At 63.9% G+C, this 20,107-nt stretch carries 19 protein-coding genes; 9 read left to right on the top strand and 10 right to left on the bottom strand.

Annotated features, from left to right (window positions below; translation table 11 throughout):
• The first annotated feature begins 25 nt into the window (after positions 1 to 25).
• Positions 26 to 310, top strand: coding sequence for a protealysin inhibitor emfourin (locus JHX87_RS16065; RefSeq protein ID WP_271883814.1), 285 nt, complete (start codon positions 26 to 28; stop codon positions 308 to 310).
• A gap of 10 nt (positions 311 to 320) precedes the next feature.
• Here JHX87_RS16065 and JHX87_RS16060 read toward each other — a convergent pair whose 3' ends face one another.
• From JHX87_RS16060 to JHX87_RS16035, 6 genes are all read right to left on the bottom strand, one after another.
• A complete protein-coding gene (locus tag JHX87_RS16060) occupies positions 321 to 1,559 on the bottom strand; it encodes a glycerate kinase type-2 family protein (RefSeq protein ID WP_271883815.1) in 1,239 nt (412 codons plus the stop codon).
• A gap of 90 nt (positions 1,560 to 1,649) precedes the next feature.
• Entirely contained in the window at positions 1,650 to 1,850 is a 201-nt protein-coding gene (locus tag JHX87_RS16055) for a CsbD family protein (RefSeq protein ID WP_271883817.1), read from the bottom strand.
• 80 nt (positions 1,851 to 1,930) lie between these two features.
• Complete coding sequence (locus JHX87_RS16050) at positions 1,931 to 2,878, bottom strand: 2-hydroxyacid dehydrogenase (RefSeq protein ID WP_271883818.1); 948 nt, start codon at positions 2,876 to 2,878, stop codon at positions 1,931 to 1,933.
• Positions 2,878 to 3,210 carry a tRNA-binding protein gene (locus JHX87_RS16045; protein ID WP_271883819.1) on the bottom strand — a complete coding sequence of 111 codons (333 nt, stop codon included), beginning with the start codon at positions 3,208 to 3,210 and terminating at the stop codon, positions 2,878 to 2,880. Before JHX87_RS16045 ends, JHX87_RS16050 begins: the two co-directional genes overlap by 1 nt.
• Positions 3,207 to 4,022: a pyrroline-5-carboxylate reductase gene (gene proC / locus JHX87_RS16040; protein WP_271883820.1), complete on the bottom strand. Its 816-nt coding sequence runs from the start codon at positions 4,020 to 4,022 to the stop codon at positions 3,207 to 3,209. The genes JHX87_RS16045 and proC overlap by 4 nt, the downstream gene beginning before the upstream one ends.
• Positions 4,023 to 4,058: 36 nt before the next feature.
• On the bottom strand, positions 4,059 to 4,562 hold the full coding sequence (locus JHX87_RS16035) for a type III secretion system chaperone family protein (protein ID WP_271883821.1): 504 nt from the start codon (positions 4,560 to 4,562) through the stop codon (positions 4,059 to 4,061).
• A gap of 202 nt (positions 4,563 to 4,764) precedes the next feature.
• Here JHX87_RS16035 and cobD point away from each other — a divergent pair, with 202 nt between their 5' ends.
• Positions 4,765 to 5,763 carry a threonine-phosphate decarboxylase CobD gene (gene cobD / locus JHX87_RS16030; protein ID WP_271883822.1) on the top strand — a complete coding sequence of 333 codons (999 nt, stop codon included), beginning with the start codon at positions 4,765 to 4,767 and terminating at the stop codon, positions 5,761 to 5,763.
• 91 nt (positions 5,764 to 5,854) lie between these two features.
• Here the strand turns inward: cobD and JHX87_RS18490 are convergent, their stop codons facing one another.
• Positions 5,855 to 6,115: a hypothetical protein gene (locus JHX87_RS18490; protein WP_334220876.1), complete on the bottom strand. Its 261-nt coding sequence runs from the start codon at positions 6,113 to 6,115 to the stop codon at positions 5,855 to 5,857.
• A complete protein-coding gene (locus tag JHX87_RS18485) occupies positions 6,066 to 7,106 on the bottom strand; it encodes an MFS transporter (RefSeq protein ID WP_334220877.1) in 1,041 nt (346 codons plus the stop codon). The genes JHX87_RS18490 and JHX87_RS18485 overlap by 50 nt, the downstream gene beginning before the upstream one ends.
• Positions 7,107 to 7,377: 271 nt before the next feature.
• Between JHX87_RS18485 and JHX87_RS16015 the strand changes: the two genes are divergently transcribed.
• Both JHX87_RS16015 and JHX87_RS16010 read left to right on the top strand, forming a co-directional pair.
• Positions 7,378 to 7,629, top strand: a complete 252-nt coding sequence (locus JHX87_RS16015) for a hypothetical protein (protein WP_271883824.1) — start codon at positions 7,378 to 7,380, stop codon at positions 7,627 to 7,629.
• Between the two features lie 159 nt (positions 7,630 to 7,788).
• Positions 7,789 to 8,670: a LysR family transcriptional regulator gene (locus JHX87_RS16010; protein ID WP_271883825.1), complete on the top strand. Its 882-nt coding sequence runs from the start codon at positions 7,789 to 7,791 to the stop codon at positions 8,668 to 8,670.
• Positions 8,671 to 8,691: 21 nt separating this feature from the next.
• Here JHX87_RS16010 and putA read toward each other — a convergent pair whose 3' ends face one another.
• Positions 8,692 to 12,099, bottom strand: a complete 3,408-nt coding sequence (gene putA, locus JHX87_RS16005; RefSeq protein ID WP_271883826.1) for a bifunctional proline dehydrogenase/L-glutamate gamma-semialdehyde dehydrogenase PutA — start codon at positions 12,097 to 12,099, stop codon at positions 8,692 to 8,694.
• A gap of 111 nt (positions 12,100 to 12,210) precedes the next feature.
• Here putA and JHX87_RS16000 point away from each other — a divergent pair, with 111 nt between their 5' ends.
• From JHX87_RS16000 to JHX87_RS15990, 3 genes are all read left to right on the top strand, one after another.
• A complete protein-coding gene (locus JHX87_RS16000; RefSeq protein WP_271883827.1) occupies positions 12,211 to 12,675 on the top strand; it encodes an Lrp/AsnC family transcriptional regulator in 465 nt (154 codons plus the stop codon).
• An 82-nt stretch (positions 12,676 to 12,757) separates the two neighbouring features.
• A complete protein-coding gene (locus JHX87_RS15995) occupies positions 12,758 to 14,422 on the top strand; it encodes a thiamine pyrophosphate-binding protein (RefSeq protein ID WP_271883828.1) in 1,665 nt (554 codons plus the stop codon).
• 3 nt (positions 14,423 to 14,425) lie between these two features.
• Entirely contained in the window at positions 14,426 to 15,670 is a 1,245-nt protein-coding gene (locus JHX87_RS15990; protein ID WP_271883829.1) for an NAD(P)/FAD-dependent oxidoreductase, read from the top strand.
• A 30-nt stretch (positions 15,671 to 15,700) separates the two neighbouring features.
• Here JHX87_RS15990 and JHX87_RS15985 read toward each other — a convergent pair whose 3' ends face one another.
• Complete coding sequence (locus JHX87_RS15985) at positions 15,701 to 17,668, bottom strand: DEAD/DEAH box helicase (protein ID WP_271883830.1); 1,968 nt, start codon at positions 17,666 to 17,668, stop codon at positions 15,701 to 15,703.
• Positions 17,669 to 17,973: 305 nt separating this feature from the next.
• Between JHX87_RS15985 and JHX87_RS15980 the strand changes: the two genes are divergently transcribed.
• Together JHX87_RS15980 and JHX87_RS15975 are read left to right on the top strand one after the other, a co-directional pair.
• Positions 17,974 to 18,861, top strand: a complete 888-nt coding sequence (locus tag JHX87_RS15980; RefSeq protein WP_271883831.1) for an alpha/beta fold hydrolase — start codon at positions 17,974 to 17,976, stop codon at positions 18,859 to 18,861.
• 54 nt (positions 18,862 to 18,915) lie between these two features.
• Positions 18,916 to 19,791 (top strand): alpha/beta hydrolase, encoded by an 876-nt coding sequence (locus JHX87_RS15975; protein WP_271883832.1) that lies wholly within the window; start codon positions 18,916 to 18,918, stop codon positions 19,789 to 19,791.
• Positions 19,792 to 20,107 lie beyond the last annotated feature (316 nt).

Genomic DNA, 20,107 nt, shown 5'->3' with positions numbered 1-20,107 from the left:
TAGCGTAATCCTGTGGGCAGATGCCATGATTATCGAAATCGCAGCAAAAGGCGGCTTTGGCGGCATTGTCGCCTCTGGCCTGAACAAGACAATTGACGTCGACCAGCAAGCCGCACCCATGCGGCAGGAACTTTCGGATGCGTTCGAACCGGATGAGTTGGAGCGCCTGTCACAGCAACCCTATGGCAGTGGCGCCGACCGCATGACCTATCACATCACGGTCACGGATGAGGCGCGGCACAGCCACAGCTTCACCCTGCACGAGCAGCAATTGCCGCCCGAGATGCTGGACCTGATCGACCAGATGTAGACCGCGCCGCCTAGCTTTCGCGGATGAAAAGCGCCAGATCGGCCACATTCGTGCCGGTCGCACCGGTCACAACCAACCCGCCAGCGGCCTGCAGCACGGGTCCGGAATCATTGCGCGACAGGGCCTGATCCAGATCGATCCCGGCATCGCGGATGCGTTGCAGCGTTTCGGGGCCGACAACACCCCCTGCGGCCTCGCCCGGCCCGTCGCGCCCGTCGCTGCCGATGGCGGCGAAAGCCCAGTTCCCCGGCAGATCGGTTGCGGCACGGGCGAAACGCAGGGCCAGTTCCTGATTGCGTCCGCCCTGCCCGTCGCCGGTCAGCCGCACGGTGGTTTCGCCGCCAAAAACCAGCGCCTCGCCCGGCTTTACCGATTGCGCCGCGCGGACCAACGCCCGGGCGCAATCTTCGACATCGCCCGTCAGTTCGGCTCCACCATCGCGCGCGCCCGCCGCGATGATGGCCGCGACGCTTTGCGCGTTCGAGCCGATCAGGATATTCGTCGCGGGCGGCAGGGCGCGCCTATCCTGCGGGCGCTGCAAGGCCGTCTGAACCGCGTCTGGCAGATCATCCCAGATCTGCAACTCGCGCGCCATATCCGCCGCCTGCGCAACCGAGCCGATGGGCGCCACGGTCGGCCCCGAGGCGATGACCCGCAGATCGTCGCCCGGCACATCCGACAGGATCAGCGCCGTGACCGGTGCGCGGCTGGCGCGCAGCCAGCCCCCGCCCTTCAGCCGGGACAGGGCCTGACGGATCAGGTTCATCTGCGCGATATCAGCCCCCGCGCCCAGCAGGATACGATTGACCTCTTGCTTTTGCGCAAGGCTGACGCCTTCGACCGGCGCTGGCAGCATGGCCGATCCACCGCCCGAGATCAGCGCCAGCACCCGGTCGCCGGGCTTGGCGCCTGCAAGAACGTCTTCGACCCGGCGGGCCGCAGCCTCGCCTGCGGCATCGGGAACGGGGTGACCTGAAACCAGAATTTCGGCGCGGGGCAGTCGTGCATCATTTCCGGCATTGGTCACCACCAGCGCCCGCGCCTGTGGCAACGCGTCCAGCGCCGCCTTGGCCATGGCGCGGGCGGCCTTGCCCAGGGCGATGATGTGCCAGACACCACCGCCAGCGGGCGGATTGGCCAGCAGGTCGGGCAAGGCAGCGCTGGTCGCATGTTCAGGATCGGCGGCACGAATGCCCGCCTGAATCAGGTCCAGCGCGCGCAGGGCAAGAGGGTCTGTGATCTGTGACATGGCGCGATGCTAGGCGCGGTCAGAGGCAAGAGAAAGCGAAAAAGGGCGCCCGAAGGCACCCTTTCCTTAATCCATCACGCGGCAGTGATATCAGCCCTGATCGCGGAAGTAATCGTCGATCTGCTTGTCGGCGTCTTCCTTGGCCCAGCCGTATTTTTCCTGCAGCTTGCCAGACAGCTGTTCCTTGTCGCCATCGATCTGGTCCAGCTCGTCATCGGTCAGCTCGCCCCATTTTTCCTTGACCGAGCCTTTGATCTGCTTCCATTTCCCTTGGACAACATCCCAGTTCATAACACTCTCCTTAAAACTAGGTTAAGTCTTGTGAGCCATTAACGTGCCGAAAAATGGGATGTTCCATGACTTATCAAAAGTCAGCTTACGACGTCCTCGGGGCTGCGGTTTTCTGAAAATGCGATCACGTTCTGCAATGCGCGCAAGGCCATATTGGTGCGCACCTCATCCGTCGCCGTGCCCAGATGCGGCAGAAGCGTCGCATTCGGCGCGTCCAGCAGCGCCTGCGGGACCAGCGGCTCACGCTCGTAAACATCCAGCCCGACGCCGGCGATGGTGCCATCGGTCAGCGCGGCGATCAGCGGCGCTTCGGCGACGACATCGCCACGGGCGATATTGACCAGATAGCCATCCGGCCCAAGCGCCTGCAATTCGGGCCCGGCGATCAGATGGCGGGTGCCCGCACCGCCGGGAACAGCCACGACGGCGACATCCGCCGCATGCAGCATGTCATGCAGATCCGGGATCTGGCGGGCGGGAAAGTCCAGCCCCGTCACGGTCGAGCGGTTGAAGAACACCACCTTCATGCCAAAACCGAAATGGCAGCGCCGGGCGATGGCCTGACCGATCCGGCCCATGCCGATGATCCCCACCGTCGCACCGGTCACATGCCCGCCCAGAAGCTGCGTCGGATGCCAGCCGGTCCATTTGCCCGCGCGTAGCAACGCCTCGCCCTCGGACGCGCGGCGCATGGTCATCAGGATCAGCGTCAGCGCGATATCGGCGGTGGCGTCGGTCACCACATCGGGCGTATTGGTGACGGTAATCCCGGCCTCGCGCGCCGCCGCGATGTCGATATGGTTATAGCCCGCGCCGAAATTCGCCAGGATTTTGCAGCGCAGGTCGCCCTGAAACGCCCTGGCCGAAAACGCATCGCCCAGCGTCGGGATGATGGCGTCATAATCGCGCATCGCCTGCGCGGCCTCTGCCTCGGTCAAGGGGCGGTTTTCGTGAAAATCCGTCTGAAATCTGTCCAAGATCGCCCGCGTCGCGCGCGCCGTCATCGGTCGGGTCACAAGCAATTTCATCAATAAAGCCTTCCACCATTCGGGACAGTCAGATCGGGCGTGATCAGCACCACCTCATCATCCGGGTCGGGCACGCCCAGCACCAGAACCTCGGACATGAAGGGGCCAATCTGGCGCGGCGGGAAATTCACCACGCACAGCACCTGCTTACCGATCAGCGTTTCGGGCGCGTAATGCCGCGTAATCTGGGCCGAGGATTTGCGTTCCCCAAGCGCCCCCAGATCAAGCCACAGCTTGATGGCGGGCTTTCGCGCCTCTGGGAAAGCTTCGGCGCGGGTGATGGTGGCGACGCGGATATCGACCTTCAGGAAATCGTCGAACGAGATGGTCATTTTCCGTTGCGGCCCAGTTCGCGGCCCCGTTCGGCGGCGGCCGCAACCGTGCGCGTCATCAGCGGCCGCAGACCGTCCTGCGCATCCATCAGCACCCGCAGCCCGGCCGCCGTGGTCCCGCCGGGCGAGGTGACGTTTTCGCGCAGCACTGCCGGATCCTCATCCGCATCAATGGCCAGCGCGCCAGCCCCCGCAACGGTCATCCGCGCCAGCTCCAGCGCAAGGTCAGGCGACAGCCCCTCGGCCTCGCCCGCCTGGGCCATGGCCTCGATCATGTGAAAGACATAGGCAGGGCCGCTGCCCGACAGGCCGGTGACCGCATCCATCTGATCTTCGCTGTCCAGCCGCACCACGCGGCCCACGGCCCGCATCAGCGCCTCGGCCAGATCCAAATCGGCGGCGGTCGCGCGATGGTTGCCGATCAGCGCCGAGATCCCCTGCCCGATGGCCGAGGGCGTATTTGGCATGACGCGGACGACGGCGGCATTGGGGAAAGTGGCCTCATAGGTGGCAATCGTCGTGCCCGCCGCGACCGAGACGACCAGCGTATCGGTCAGCGAGGGCACCTCGCCCAGGGCGTCGGCCATCATCTGCGGCTTGACGGCCAGCACCAGCACAGCGGCGTTATCGGGCAGCGGCGCATTCACGCGCAGCCCCTTGTCCTGCCATTCGGGCGCAAGCTTCGGGTCGATGACCGTCACCGATCCCGGTTGCAAGCCACGGGCCAGCCAGCCCTTCAGCATCGCGCCACCCATGCGGCCACAGCCGACCAGCACAAGGCCACGTTCGTTGATGTCGTCGAATTCGCTCATCTGCTCCCCCAGCAATCTTGCGGGGGCGCGGCCCCCTTATGCCCGTCCGTAGGCCTCGCCCATGGCGATGTCCAGTGCGGCGGTCGGATCGGTATTGCCCCATCCTACCAGCTGGAACGAGGGATAGAAGCGTTCGCAGGCGATCAGCGCATTTCCGATCATCTGGTCGATCTGTTCGGGCGAGGCAAAGGTGTCACCCGCCAGCACCAGCCCATAGCGCCAGACCATCAGCCGCTGCTGCGACCAGAAGGTAAAGCCGCCATCCCAGACCTGATCATTCGCCAGATTGATCGTCTCGTAGATCAGCGGCAGCCGCGCGGCCGGGGGATCCATGTCGAAGGTGCAGATCAGGCGCAGCACGGATTCCCGCGGCGACCAGGCCAGGGTCAGCGAATAATTCCGCCATTGCCCCGCGACCACCATGGCAATCTGGTCATCTGCCAGCCTGTCGAATTCCCAATCGTGATGGGCAGCGACGGATTCGACGATATCAATAGGATGAATCTCATCGCCCGCGACGAATCGTTCGCTCTGTGCCATTGCTTCTGTCCTGCCTCTGATGGGTGCGATTCTGGCGCCGCTAACCCTTGGTCTTCATACAACACAGGGCACAGGTGCCCGAATGTTCTTACTACATATCGTGTCGATGATTTCCCTCCATGTAAAGTAAAAATTGGTAAACGCATTGCGGACAGGACAGCTTACGCCTAGCAAACAAAGCCAAATTTGCAGGAGAGGCGTCATGGCGCGCGATCACGGCGGGAATATCGACTGGGCCATGGCGACCTATGGTGGGGGCGACTGGATCGACCTCTCCACCGGCATCAACCGGCGTCCCTGGCCGGTCAGCGGCATCAGTGACGCCGCCTGGCGCAGTCTGCCAACCCACGCCGCGATGCAAAGGCTGATCGGGGTCGCTGCCGCCTGCTACCGTTGCGATCCGTCACGACTGCTGGCGGTGAATGGCGCCTCGGCCGCGATCCAGATGATCCCGCGCCTGTTTCCCCCGGGCCGCGCCGCCGTTCTGACACCGACCTATAATGAACATGCGGCCAGCTTGCGGCACGCCGGCTGGCCCGTATCCGAGGTCTCAGGGATCGACCAGATGGAGGGGTTCGACCTTGCCGTGCTGGTCAATCCCAACAATCCGGACGGGCGGGAATGGCAGGCTGAGACACTTGCGACCTTGGCCACGACGGTCGGGCATCTTGTGGTGGATGAAAGCTTCGCCGATCCAAGGCCGGATCTGTCGCTGATCCCTTCCCTGCCCCGGAATGCGCTGGTCCTGCGCAGCTTCGGCAAATTCTGGGGTCTGGCCGGACTGCGGCTGGGTTTTGTCATCGCGCAGCCGGACCTGCTCGCCAGATTGGCCGAGGCGGCAGGCCCCTGGGCCGTGAACGGACCAGCGCTGGACATCGCAACGGCCGCCATGGCTGACCGTGAATGGGCCGAAGACGCGATCGGCTATCACTGTGAAGCCAGCCTGAGACTGGACCGGTTTGCGATGAAGGCCGGATGGCAGGTCGTCGGCGGCACGCATCTGTTCCGCCTGTATGATGTAAGCGATGCGCAAGCGGCCCAGACGGCGCTGGCGCGCCACCATATCTGGACGCGGCGTTTCCCTTATTCGAAAAGCTGGATGCGCATGGGCGTTCCGGGCAACCGTCAGGAATGGGACCGGATCGCGCATGCCTTCAAAGCCGTCTTCCCGACCGCGACGGATAGCATGGCAAGAACTTGACCGATCCGGCAATGCCGCAGCCGATCGCTTAGCATTTCCGGCGGAAACAGACTGCCGCCATCAAACGCCCGGACGCCCGCTCTGCGGAGCCTTACGCTTGGCCGAAGCGAAGGCGCATGGCGGTATAGGCCAACAGCATACCGCAAACGCCAGAGGCGAACAGATAGGGCACGTGAAGGGCATCACCTCGACCGACGGCGGGTGTCAGCGCCGTCACCAAGGCACCCGCCCCCATCGCACCAAACGGCATCGCGCCCCAGCCGAAGAACCTGTAGACTGAATTCACCCTGCCCAGCAATTCGTCAGGGATCAGGCGCTGGCGATAGCTGACCGTGACCACGTTCCACAGCATTCCTGCCGCTGCCTCGCAAAACAGGGCAATGCCAGCCATCACCGGCGAGCTGGACAACCCAAGAATAAGGTTGATGACGACGAATACGCCAAGTGCTACGATAAGGCTGTGCCTCATGCCCAACCATCGCGCCAAAGTAGGCGCGAGAAGACCACCCACAACACCTCCCATCGCGGCAAACGTCAGCAGCAGCCCGTATCCGATTGCGGACAGGCTCAGAACCTCCTGCGCATAAAGAACCAGAACTGTCATGCCACCGATGAACACGGGCATTAATCGCCCCAAGCATAATGGCAAGGCGCAAGATCAGCGGATTACGCCACATCCACCCCATTCCCTCTAGCAGCGCAGGCAGGAAGTGGTTGGCAAAGGCAGCTTTTCGCGGCGGCAACGCGATCAGCCAGATGAGCAGAGCAGAAACGGCATAGACCGTCGCGTTGATCCCAAAGGGCAGCGCGACCGAAGACGCGATCAATACCCCTGCCACCGGAGGGCCGACGAACTGGCCCGCGATCTGCTCGGCACTCCACATCTGACCGTTAGCCCGCTCCAGATCTTCCTGCGCGACAATGGAGGGAAGGATCGTTTGGGCGGCATTGTCGCGGATCACCTCGGCGGAACCGAAGAGGAAAGCGATGAGCATCAGGGACAGGATGGCCAGTGGACCGGATCCGTCGGGCACAGGCAGGGCGGACTGCGAAATAACCATCAGGACGGTAAATGCCATCAACACCACCCGCACCAGATCAGCGCGCACCATCAGCAACCGCCGGTCCGCACGATCCGTCCAAACCCCGGCAGGCAGTGCGAACACCAGCCACGGCAGGCGCTGCGCAGTCGCGACCCCGGCAATCAGAATCGGATCACGTGTCAGCATCGTTGCCAGCCAGGGCAATGCGACCAATCCGACCCCGTCGGCCAGATTCGACGCCGAACTGGCCGAAAGCAGAAGGCGATAATCGCGATTGGTTCGAATCAGGACATTCGACAAACTCAGCCTCCGATTAGCTTTGCTGGCCCAGCATAGCCATGGCCACGGCGGACTGGAAACGGCTAAAAGCTGCCATTTCTGACCTCTCAACTGTCCATCAGGCTCTGGTGGCAGCTCCGCGCAATCTACCCCATCACAGCGCCGTGATTGTTGAACGATCCCGAACAGTCTTATCGATAAATCGTACCTACCCGCCATTCGGGCACAAACTTATCTGTCCTTCACCAAGCAGGAAGCGAAGACGCTTCCGACATCACGAAGGAAAAAAGATATGAAACGCTTTGCCATTGCTCTGACCGCCCTGACCCTGACCGCCGGTTCGGTTGCAGCCGCCCCCGCAGGTGCTGACAACGAGCGCCCCGAGGCATTCCCGACCCGGATCGAAGCCGCTCAGGCCGTCACCGTTGACGCCGGCACCGTTCTGACCCAGGCCGAGCTGGACCGTTCGGGCCTGAAAGCCGACACGCAGCTGAGCATCACCGATTTCTCGGGTGAGAAGCCGGTCGATACCTACACCCGCTAAGCGGCCTGCGACGGCCCGCAAGGCTGTCACTGACTGCTCTGGTATCGGTCAAGATACCCCGGAAACCGCCCGATCAGGGCGGTTTCTGTACATCCCGCTCTGGCGAAACCTGTGGCAAACTGACAAACAGGCTTTCAAAGCAACGGGATAAGGCCCCGCATGGATATTATCGTCCTTCGCACATTCGTCAGCATTCTGGACGAAGGCAGTTTCGCCGCGGCGGCCCGTCGCATGGGCATTTCGCGCAGCCTTGCCAGCAAATACATCTCGGATCTGGAAGACAGCCTTGGGGCGCGGTTGCTGACGCGCACGACGCGGACGGTACGGCCGACGACGGTGGGCGAGGCCTATGGGGTCCAGTTGCGCGATGTTCTGGACCGTCTGGACGCCGCGCATGAGGGCGTGCGCAATGCGGTCGGTCAGGCGGCGGGCACGCTGAAGATCGGATCTCCTGTCGCCTATACGCTGCAGGTTCTGCAACCGCATCTGCGCCGGTTCATGGAGACCTACCCCGATATCCAGTTGGAACTGCTGCTGGAGGACGGTGCCAGCGATATCATCGGCGATGGTTTCGACGCGGTGATCCGGGTCGGCCATCTGGCCGATTCATCGCTTCACGCGCGGCGTCTGCATCAGGGCAAGATCATGCTGGTGGCAACGCCGGATTATATCGAAAAGTTCGGCCTGCCGCTTCTGCCCGCCGATCTGAAGGACCATAAATGCCTGCATTACACCAATCTGCGCACGGGCGATTCCTGGTCCTTTCAGCGCGATGGCGAGACCATTCACCAGAAGATCCAGCCCATTCTGGCGTCGAATAACGGCGATTTGCTGTACCGCATGGCGCTGGATGGCATGGGGGTGACATTGCTGCCGGAATTCATCGTGGAAGAGGATCTCCGCGCGGGCAGGCTGATCTCACTGCTGCCCGAATATACCATGCCGCATGTGCCCATCAGCATCCTGTTTCCGACCGGCAAGCTGATGACCGCCGCGATGCGCAGCTTTCTGGACTTCATGGGGGACCTGCGGCTGGACTGATCGCCCAGCCGCAAACCTGTCTTAGCCAGCCAGCAAGGCGGCGTTCCCGCCTGCCGCCGTCGTATCGACGCACAGATGGCGCTCATGCGCGATATAGGCCAGATCGGGCAATGAGCAGACCAGCGGCACGATATCGCCGCTGCGCTGTGCCAGGGCATCGGCATAGGTCCGCCCCGTCTCACGATCACCCCACCAGAGCACCACGGACAGGCCGTCAATATCGCGCAGATCCCCGGGCGTCAGCGACCCTTGCGCGGCGACGGCCTGACCGCCCAAAGACTGAACCGCCACGGCCTGCGCCTGCGCGGCCTCGGTTCCCGGGCCAAGGCACAGGACCGGGGCGCGGGTCAGCATGGTCAGGCGGTTCAGTTCGCCGGTCGGGCCGGGCATGAGATTTTCGGTGATGGCAGTCGGGCGGGCATCGCGCAGCGCCTTGGCGATCCGGGCGGGATCGTCATTCTTCACCCATTCCGTCGCCTCGGCCTGCGGCAGTTCCGGCGCAAAGAAGCGCGCCAGATACAGCGGACCGCCAGCCTTGGGACCAGTGCCCGACAGGCCTTCGCCGCCAAAGGGCTGACTGCCGACGATGGCGCCGATCTGGTTGCGGTTCACATAGATATTGCCGACATGGATCGCGTCGGTGACCTCTTGCACGCGGGAATCGATCCGGGTGTGCAGACCAAAGGTCAGACCGAAGCCACGCCCGTTGATCGCCGCCACGACCTTGTCCAAATCGCGGGCACGATAGGTCGCGACATGCAGGACCGGACCAAAGATCTCGCGTTCCAGATCCTCGATGCCGGAAACCTGCAACATGGCCGGCGGGATGAAATGGCCCTGCGCGGGCACGTCCAACTTGTGCAGAACGCGATTGGCATTGTTGCTCAGATAATCCGAGATGCCGTCCTGCGCCTCATCATCGATCACCGGGCCGACATCGGTGGACAGCAGCCAGGGATCGCCCACCGTCAACTCATCCATCGCGCCTTTCAGCATCTGGATCAGATGCGGGGCGACATCCTCTTGCACATAGAGGCAGCGCAGCGCCGAGCAGCGCTGACCGGCAGAGCGGAACGAGGACATGACGATATCGCGCACCGCCTGTTCCGGCAGCGCGGTGGAATCGACGATCATCGCGTTCAGACCGCCGGTTTCCGCGATCAGCGGGGTGCCGGGTGCCATGTGTTTGGCCATGCTGCGGGCGATGATCTTCGCGGTGTCGGTCGATCCGGTAAAGACGACGCCATTGATGCGCGCGTCGCCGGTCAGCGCCGCACCCACCGTCGCGCCATCGCCGGGCAGCAGTTGCAGGGCGCTGGCAGGCACACCGGCCTGATGCAGCAGCCGGGTCGCGATGGCCGCGACCACCGGCGTCTGCTCGGCCGGTTTCGCCAGCACAGCATTCCCGGCCATCAGCGCCGCGGCGATCTGACCGGTGAAGATGGCCAGCGGAAAGTTCCACGGGCTGATCGCGGTGATGATGCCGCGCGGTGCCTCGGTACGATGTTCGCCTTGCTGGGCGTAATAGCGCAGGAAATCCACGGCCTCGCGCAATTCGCCCACCGCATCGCCCAGCGATTTCCCGGCCTCGCGGCCAAGGGCGGCAAAGATGGGACCGTAGTTTTCTTCGTAAAGGTCAGCCGCGCGGCGCAGCACGGCGGCGCGATCAGCGGCCGGAGCATCCCATGGACGCGCATCGGCAATCGCCTGCGCGACCGTCTCGGCCGAGGCTTCGGTCACTTGCGCCACGCTCTCTCCCGTGGCCGGGTTCAGGACGGGGCGGGTGGTTCCCATGGCATCGGAAGCGGTCAGCGGCCCCGCATCGGGCAGATCGCCCGAACGGGCCTTTTCGATCCGGGCCAGCGTCTCTTCATCGGTCAGATCGAAGCCCGCCGAATTCTCGCGACCGGCGCCAAACAGATCGTCAGGCTGCACCAGCGTCGCAGGCGGACGCGCCGTGACCAGTTCGTCAAAGGGATCGCGGGCGACCTCTTCGGGGGTCACCTCCTCATCCACGATCTGATGCACGAAGGATGAGTTCGCGCCGTTTTCCAGCAGGCGGCGCACCAGATAGGCCAGCAGATCGCGATGCGCCCCGACCGGCGCATAGATGCGGCAGCGCCCCTTGGTTTCACGGATCACGATGTCATGCAGGCGCTCTCCCATGCCGTGCAGGCGCTGGAATTCGAAATTGATACCGCCGACCATTTCCAGAATCGCGGCCACGCTTTGCGCGTTATGGGTGGCAAATTGCGGATAGATCCGGTCGGCATAGCCGATCAGCTTGCGGGCATTGGCGATATAGCTGACATCGGTGGCGGATTTGTTGGTGAACAGGGTAAAGCCGGGGAAACCCTCGACCTGCGCCCGCTTGATCTCGGTATCCCAATAGGCGCCCTTGACCAGACGCACCATGATCTTGCGATCCAGACGCTGCGCAGTCCGATACAGCCAGTCGATGGTCTGGCCCGCGCGCTTGCCATAGGCCTGCACGACCACGCCGAACCCGTCCCATCCGGCCAGCGAGGGATCGGACAGAACCGCCTCGATCACCTTCAGAGAGATCACCAGCCGGTCCTGTTCCTCGGCATCGATATTCATCCCCATGCCGCCTGCCTTGGCCTTGCGGGCCAGATCCAGCACCACCGGGACAAGCTCTTGCAGGACACGCTCTTCCTGCGCGACCTCATAGCGCGGATGCAGCGCCGACAGCTTGATCGAAATGCCCGGATTGGCCTCGACCGAGCCCTTGGTGCAGGATTTGGCGATGGCGGCGATGGCATTGGCATATTCGCGGGCATAACGCTGGGCATCCTCGGCCGTCATCGCCGCCTCGCCCAGCATGTCATAGCTGTAGGTATAGCCCTGCTTTTCATAGGCGCGCGCATTTTCCAGCGCGGCGTCGATGGTCTGGCCCAGCACGAATTGCCGGCCCATTTCACGCATCGCCCGACCCACGGCGGTGCGGATCACCGGCTCGCCCAGACGGCGGATCGCGCCGCGCAGCGTGCCTGCAATGCCGGGCTGATCGTCGTCCAGAACCTTGCCCGTCAGCATCAGCGCCCAGGTCGAGGCATTGACCAGCGACGAGGACGCCTCACCCAGATGCTTGCCCCAGTCCGAGGGCGCGATCTTGTCTTCGATCAGCGCGTCGATGGTCATCTTGTCGGGCACGCGCAGCATCGCCTCGGCCAGACACATCAGCGCGACACCTTCGCGCGTGGACAGCCCGTATTCCGACAGGAAATGTTCCATCAGCGAAGGCTTGGCCTCTTTGCGGATCCGGCGCACCAGATCGGCGGCGCGGGCGGTAATGGCGATCCGCTCGGCCTCGGACAGATCGGCCTGCGCGATCAGTTCCGGCAGAAGATCGGCTTCGTCGCGATATTTGGCATCAAGGGTAAAAGCGGCAAGAGACGTCGGGGACATGGCGGGCTCCAGAAAACAGCTAGCCGTATACTATCGCATTCAGAATAGACGGTGCGCCCAAAGAATGTAATTCTGATAGGCAATCAGAACAATATTCGACGGAAATACTGCATGAATGTCGAGCTTGACCCCACGAATCGCAAGATTCTGTCCGAACTGGTCGCCAATGCGCGCATTCCGATCAGCGAGCTTGCCCGAAAGGTCGGCCTGTCCAAGACCCCGGTCGCCCTGCGCATCCGCCAGATGGAAGAGATGGGCCTGATCACCGGCTACCGCGCCAATCTGTCGCCGCTGCAGCTGGGCCTGACCCATGTCGCCTATATGCAGATCCGGCTGGAGGATACGCGGCAGAAGGCGCTGGAACGGTTCAATACCGAGATCCGCAAGATCCCCGAGGTCGAGGAATGCTATATGATCGCGGGCGGCTTCGATTATCTGGTCAAGGTCCGGTCCCGCAATATGAGCGAGTTCCGCAAGATCATGGCAGAGCAGATCTCGGCCCTGCCCCATATCAGCTCCACCGCCAGCTTTGTCGCGATGGAGGCGGTGGTCGAGCAGGATTTCAGCCTCTCGTGACCGGATGCGACCTGTCTGAACGGGATTGCATTTTCCCGCGCGCTGCGATCAGCATGACGGCAGGGCAACGCAGGGGGACAGCATGGCGCAGCGCAATGGCGGACAGCTTCTGGTCGAAAGCCTGAGGGCGCTTGGTGCGACCAAGGCTTTCGGCATTCCCGGCGAAAGCTATCTGGCCGTGCTGGACGCGCTGCATGACACACGGGGCAAGCTGGATTTCATCCTGTGCCGCAACGAAGGCGGCGCGGCCTTTATGGCGGCAGCCTGGGGCAAGCTGACCGGCAGTCCGGGCATCTGCCTTGTGACGCGCGGGCCGGGGGTCACCAATGCCTCGATCGGGATTCATACGGCGATGCAGGACAGCGCGCCGATGCTGATTTTCGTGGGTCAGGTCGGCACCGACATGAGGGGCCGCGAGGCGTTTCAGGAAATCGACTATCGCGCCGTTTTTGGCAGCATGGCGAAATGGGCGGTCGAGATCGACCGGGTCGAGCGCATTCCCGAAATCACCGCCCGCGCCTGGAAAACCGCGACCACGGGCCGCCCCGGTCCGGTCGTGATCGCCCTGCCCGAAGACATGCTGACAGATCTGACCGACACCCCGCCGCTGACCGGCCCGGCAGAGATCGCCGAACCCGCGCCCTCTCCTGCGGCGATGGAAAAGGCCCGCGCGATGCTGTCCCAGGCCAAACGCCCGCTGATCCTGCTGGGCGGGTGCAACTGGACCGATGCGGGCCGCGCCGCGTTTCAGGCCTTTGCCGAGGCCTCGGACATTCCCGCCATCGCCGTTTTCCGCTTTCAGGACCGCTTCGACAATTTCTCGCCCGTCTTTTGTGGCGAGGCCGGCGTCGGCATGCCCCCGCATGTCCGCAAGCTGCTGAGCGATGCCGATCTGATCCTTGCCGTGAATATCCGCTTTGGCGAGATGACGACCGATGGCTACAGCCTGCTGTCGGCGCCGCAGGCTAAGCAAAAGCTGATCCATGTCCATGGCTCTGATCTGGAGATCGGCAAGATCTATCAGCCCGATCTGGGCATTCAGGCGGGTCCGAACGAATTCGCCGCCGCCCTGCGCCCGGTGACCGGCGACTGGGCAGAGTGGCGCGCAACCGGACGGGCGGCATATGAGGCGTCCTTTGCCGCGCCCGACCAGCCCTCGCCCGTGGATATGGTCAAGGTGATGGCGCATCTGCGCGACCGCCTGCCCGATGATGTGGTACTGACCAATGGCGCGGGGAATTTCACAGTCTGGCCGAATAAATTCTTCAAATTCGGTCCGCGCGCCCGCCTGCTGGCGCCGCAATCCGGGGCCATGGGATATGGGCTGCCCGCCGCCATTGCCGCCAGGATCTCCGATCCCGACCGCGTGGTGGTCTGCTTTGCGGGCGATGGCGATTTCCAGATGAACTGCACGGAACTGGCGACCGCCATGCAGCATGGCGCCCAACCCATCGTGCTGCTGCTGAATAACGGGATCTACGGCACCATCCGCGCGCATCAGGAACGCAACTATCCCGACCGCGTCTCGGGCACGACCATGATCAACCCCGATTTCAGCGCCCTCGCCCGCGCCTATGGCTTTCACGCCGAACGGGTCGAACGGACCGAAGATTTCGCCGATGCCTTTGACCGCGCGATGGCATCCGACAGCGGCGCATTGCTGGATCTGAACATCTCGCCCGAGGCGCTGACCCCACGCCAGACGCTTAGCCAGATGCGCGACGCCGCGCTGTCGAAACGGGGCTGACCCATGGCGCGGCGGCCTGATCCCGAACCGGATTGCCGCGCCTCGGACAGCAGCTATGACGTGGTCATCATCGGCGGGGCGGCGATCGGATCTGCGGTCGCCTATTACCTGACGGCCAATGACGGCTTCAAGGGCCGCGTCCTGATTGTCGAACGCGATCCGACCTATCGCCACGCCTCGACCGCTCTGTCTGCCTCGGGCATCCGCACGCAGTTTTCCAACGCGATCAATGTCAAGATCAGCCAGTACGGATCGCAGGTGATCCGCGATTTTCCGGACCTGATGCAGGTGGGCAGCGACCGGCCCGACCTGAATTTCCATCCCGGCGGCTATCTGTTTCTGGCGCGCACGGCGGAACAGGAACAGATACTGCGCGACAATCACAAGGTGCAGAAGGCCTGCGGCGCGGATGTCGAGTTGATGTCGCCCGCCGATCTGGCCCATGCCTTTCCCCATCTGAATGTCGAGGATATCGCGCTGGCCTCTTACGGGCGCTCGGGCGAAGGCTGGTTCAACAATACCGGGCTGATGAACGGGTTTCGCAACAAGGCGCGGGCGCAAGGGGCCGATTGCGTCACAGATGAGGTCGTGGCGATCCAGCGTCAGGGGCGGCGGGTCACCGGGGTGACGCTGGCCTCGGGGCAGCGGATCGCGGCGGGTTACGTGGTCAATGCCTCGGGTCCGCGCGCGGCGCTGACGGCCCGCATGGCCGGGCTGGACATCCCGGTCGAGGCCCGAAAACGCTGCATCACCGTTTTCACATGTGCCGCCAGTCCCGAAGGCTCGGCCCGGATCAATCAGGGGCGGCTGCCGCTGATGATCGATCCGGGTGGGGTCTATTGCCGCCCCGAAGGGAGTTGCTTTCTGGCGGGATGTCCCCCCGCCCATGATCCGCCTGTCGCCCCGGATGATTTCGAACCCCGTTACGATGAATTCGACGAGATCATCTGGCCCGCGCTGTCCGCGAGGTCCCCGGCATTCGAGGCGATCCGCCCGGTCAATTACTGGGCCGGTCACTATGCCTATAACACGCTGGATCACAATCTGATCGTCGGTGCGCATTCCGATCTGCCGAATTTCATTCTGGCCAATGGCTTTTCCGGCCACGGGTTGCAACAGGCCCCGGCGACCGGGCGCGCGGTGGCCGAACTGATCACCCACGGCGCCTATCAGACGCTGGATTTCACCGAGGTCGGCGTGGAACGCATCATTGCGAACCGACCCTTTGTGGAAAAAGCCGTGATATGAAAAAGGCCGCCCCGGAAGGCGGCCTTTGGTTTATTTCCCCTTGCGCGGCGGTTTGCCGGATTTCGCTCCACGCGGCTTGCCCGCAGCGAAACCGGGTTTTCCGCCCTTGGCGAATTTGCGGCGGGGGCGGTCATCGGCTGACAGAACCGCGGCGCGCGGCTTGCGCTTGGCTTTGTCCTCGGCCGTCCAGCGCGGCTTTTTCCGGGGCTTGTCGCCATCGGCGGGCGGCGCGTCATGGAAGGCCGCTTCCGAGGGTTTCGCGACGCGGGCAGGCTTGTCCCAGCTTTTCGCGGGCTTCCCGTCCGTCCGGTCGCCAAAATCCTTGCGCGGTGGGCGCGGGGCCGAGGGACGCTCGTCACGGCTACGCGGGCCGCGGGCCGGACGCGGGCCGGGCTTGTTGCCGCGCGGTGCGTCCAGATCGGGGGCCTCGGCCAGACGGGTCATTTCCAGCCCCGGTTCAAGCTCGGTCATGGCGCCGAAACGCTCGGCCATCTTGGCGTCGACCTGCACGAAGCTGTCATCGGTCTTGACGCGGATCGCGCCGATGGCATCGCGGTTGATCCCGCCTGCATCGCAGATCTTGGGCAGCAGCCAGCGCGGCTCGGCCCGCCCGCTATAGCCGACCGAAAGATGGAACCAGACGGAATCGCCGAATTCCGGACGCTGGCGCGGCTCGGACGGCGGACGGTCCTGCAGCACGGTCAGTTCCTCGGGCGCGGGGCGACCCTCGCGCCACAGCTGGATCAGCGCAGCGGCCAGCCGTTCCGGCCCGAACCGGTGCAGCAGATCGGCGGCCAGTTCGGCGTCATCGCCGGGATCGGCCTCAAAGACCGGGCTTTCCAGCATCCGCTCATTATCGCGGGCCAGCACCTCATCCGCCGAGGGCGGTGCGCCCCATTCCGCATCCAGCTTGGCACGGCGCAGCAGGGAATGGGCCTTCTTCCGCTCGGACGGCATGACGATCATGGCCGAGACACCCTTGGAGCCCGCCCGACCGGTGCGGCCAGACCGGTGGAGCAGGGTCTCGGAATTGGTCGGAAGATCGGCATGGATCACCAGATCCAGCCCCGGCAAGTCGATCCCGCGCGCAGCCACATCGGTCGCCACGCAGATCTGCGCCCGCCCGTCGCGCAGCGATTGCAGGGCATGGGTCCGCTCTTGCTGGCTAAGCTCTCCGGACAGCGCCACGGCGCGAAAGCCGCGATTGGACATCCGCGCCAACAGATGGGTCACATTGGCCCGCGTCTTGCAGAAGATGATGGCGGTGCGCGCCTCGTAAAAGCGCAGCAGGTTGAAGATCGCCGGTTCGCGGTCGCGCGCGGCCACGTTCAGCGCGCGATATTCGATATCGCCATGCTGACGCGCCTCGCCCTTGGCGACGATTCGCTGGGCGTCGCGCTGAAAATCCTTGGCCAGCGATTCAATCTCGGGCGGCACGGTGGCCGAGAACATCAGCGTGCGGCGATCTTTGGGGGCCGATTGCAGGATGAATTCCAGATCCTCGCGAAAGCCCAGATCCAGCATCTCATCCGCTTCGTCCAGCACCGCGACCTGCAGCCAGGACATATCCAGCGATCCCCGCTCGATATGATCGCGCAGGCGGCCCGGCGTGCCGACCACGATATGCGCGCCACGATCCAGCGCGCGCTTTTCGGCGCGGAAATCCATGCCGCCGACGCAGGTGACGACCTGCGCGCCGGCCTTGCCATAGAGCCAGCCAAGCTCGCGTGCGACCTGCAGGGCAAGCTCTCGCGTCGGCGCAATGGCCAGTCCGATCGGTTCCTGCGCGGGCGGCAATGCCTGCGACGCGTCCAGCAGATCGGGCGCAATCGCCAGCCCGAAGGCCACCGTCTTGCCCGAACCGGTCTGCGCCGAGACCAGCATATCGCGGCCTTCCAGACCATCGGCCAGAACAGCCTCTTGAACGGCGGTCAGGCTGTCATAGCCCTTGTCCGCCAGCGCCGCAGCCAAAGGCGCGGCAATTTTGTCATGTGTCATCTTCTTCGCCAGAATAGGGGGTGCCAAACACCGGATAAGCGGCACTTTCCCCCGGTCGACGAGCCTCCCACCTGCCCGTCTTCGGAAATCTTCAAGCGCCGAAGGGGGCGGCCTACAGGTCCGCGCGGCAGAAGTCAAAGGAAACCGCAACCGGGTGGAATTGCGCCGTCCGTCGCGTCACATATCGGCAGGGAACCATCGCTCGCGGATTTGCGAGTTGCAGCGCCGCAGCCATTCCCCACATTCTTGTCGCGGCAAGAGCGGGACAGATCTGCAGAACGGGTCGCGGCGGAAGGAATGAACAGGTGATATCGCAAGGCTCGGCGCGGCAGGATGTCAGCGTGGAGGGGGTCAGGCTAACGGTTTTCACGCATCGCCCCGCCGAAGATCGCGGCGGGCTGCTGATGCTGTTTCACGGCAACAGCGCCAATGCAGAAATGCTGCGCGATTTCGCCATCCCTCTATCGGAAGCCTGCGGCGTCACCGTTGCCGCGCCGTTGTTTGACAAGCGGCGCTTCCCCCCGGACCGCTATCAGCGCGGCAATATCACCGATGGCCGACGCCGCATGCGCCCCAGCCAGCAATGGACCACGCGCCTTGTCGAGCCGATTGTCCGGCAGTTTCACCCGTCCGGGGACGCGCCCTATTGGCTATGGGGCTTTTCGGCCGGGGCGCAGTTCCTGTCGCGCGTCGCGGCCTTTCAGGGGTTTGAACGCGCGCCGCAGCGGATCGTGATCGTCAGCCCCTCGACCCATGTCCTGCCGGTTCTGGGACGCTATCCGACGGGCGAAGCTGCGCCTTACGGGCTGGGCGGCGCCTTTCCCAAACCCTTTGGTCAGGCGCTTCAACGGCGCTATTTGCAGCGTCCGATCACGCTGTCCGTGGGGCTGGAGGATCGCGAGGCCACCGATCCCAGCCTGTCGCGCAGTCTGGCCGCGAAACGGCAAGGGAGCGACCGGCTGGCGCGCGCGACAAGGACCTTCAATCTGGCGGCGATGACCGCGCTGCGGCTGCGCTGCGACTTCAACTGGCGGATCGATCTGGTGCCCGGCGTCGATCATTCGGCGCAGGCCATGTTGCAGCCATGCCGTGCCTGTCAGATGCTGGAAATGCCCGCTGCCGCGCATCTTTGCCCTGCCGACCCGGCCGCGCATGTGCGAAAACCCGCCTTCGGCGCAGCGGACCCGGCTTGATCCGCCGCCCCGCCAGGCACATCTTTTGTTTTCCTGGGACGGAAAGGGCGGAAGATGGGATATCGTGACCTGACCGGAAGGATCGTGACATGGGCCGGATTTCTGGCCTCGGCCATCTGGACGACAATCGCCAGCGCCGACACCGCCGAGATCAGCAGGCGCACGGCCAATATCGACGGAAAAGAACTGCCGGTCTTTGTCTATCAGCCACGGGCCTGCGCCGCGCCTTCGATCCTGATCATCTTTCACGGCAACAGCCGCACGGCGCGGTCCTATCTTCGGGGCTCGATCCCGCTGGCGGATGAGGGCTGCTTTTCGGTCTATGCGCCGCGTTTCAGCAAGGAGAGCTTTCCCAACTGGGCCTACCATCGCGGCGGCCTGCTGCGCGCCGGAAAGCTGCGTCCGGAAGAGGAATGGACGGTCGAGATGATCGGGGATCTGGTCGATTGGGCGCAGGAACAGAACGGCGATCCCGATGCCCCGGTCTATCTGTTCGGCCATTCCGCAGGCGGGCAATTCCTGTCGCGCGTCGCCGCCTATGCCATGCCCGATGAGGTCGCGCGTATCATCATCGCCAACCCCTCGACCTATGTCCTGCCGACTGACGAAGAGCAGATCCCCTACGGCTATGGCGGCATGCCGGACAGCTTTCAGCCGGATCGCAGGCTGCGCGAATATCTGGCCGCGCCCGTCACCATCTATCTGGGCCAGAAGGATACAGGCCGGAAAAGCCTTGTGACGACGGATGAGGCGATGCGGCAGGGGGACAACCGGCTGACACGCGGTGAACGCACCTATGAGATGGCCCGCAAGATCGCCGAAAGCCGGGGCCTGCCCTTCAACTGGCGTCTGGTGCGCGCCGAGGATGTAGGCCACAGCGCCCGCGGCATGCTGCAGGCGCAAACGATCGGGCGGGCGATGGGGTTCTGATCGGTCAGGCACGGCACCCCTGATTCGCGGCCTCTTGCCCGGATCCGGGGGGGGATCTGGCGGCTATCCGCAGCCCGTCAGCGTACCACAACAGACCGGCACCGACCCAACGCGCCGAACTGGCAGTTTTCCGCGTCGGGACCGCAGCCCATCTGGCATGATTTAGCCTATACAAATGTTACAGGCCATGATCCGCCTGCCAGCCGTGATGGCGCGCGATACCGGAAATGCCGCGCTGCGCGCAAGCAGTGGTCCCGTGCCTGTTATGTATATATCAAACAAGGCGCCGGACCGGATTACCTCTTTCAGATAGAAG

Origin of the sequence: Paracoccus fistulariae, assembly GCF_028553785.1 — a bacterium.
GTDB classification, from domain to species: Bacteria; Pseudomonadota; Alphaproteobacteria; order Rhodobacterales; family Rhodobacteraceae; genus Paracoccus; species Paracoccus fistulariae.
The sequence above is the reverse complement of the archived record's forward strand: the minus strand, read 5'-3'. Positions and strand labels throughout refer to the sequence as shown.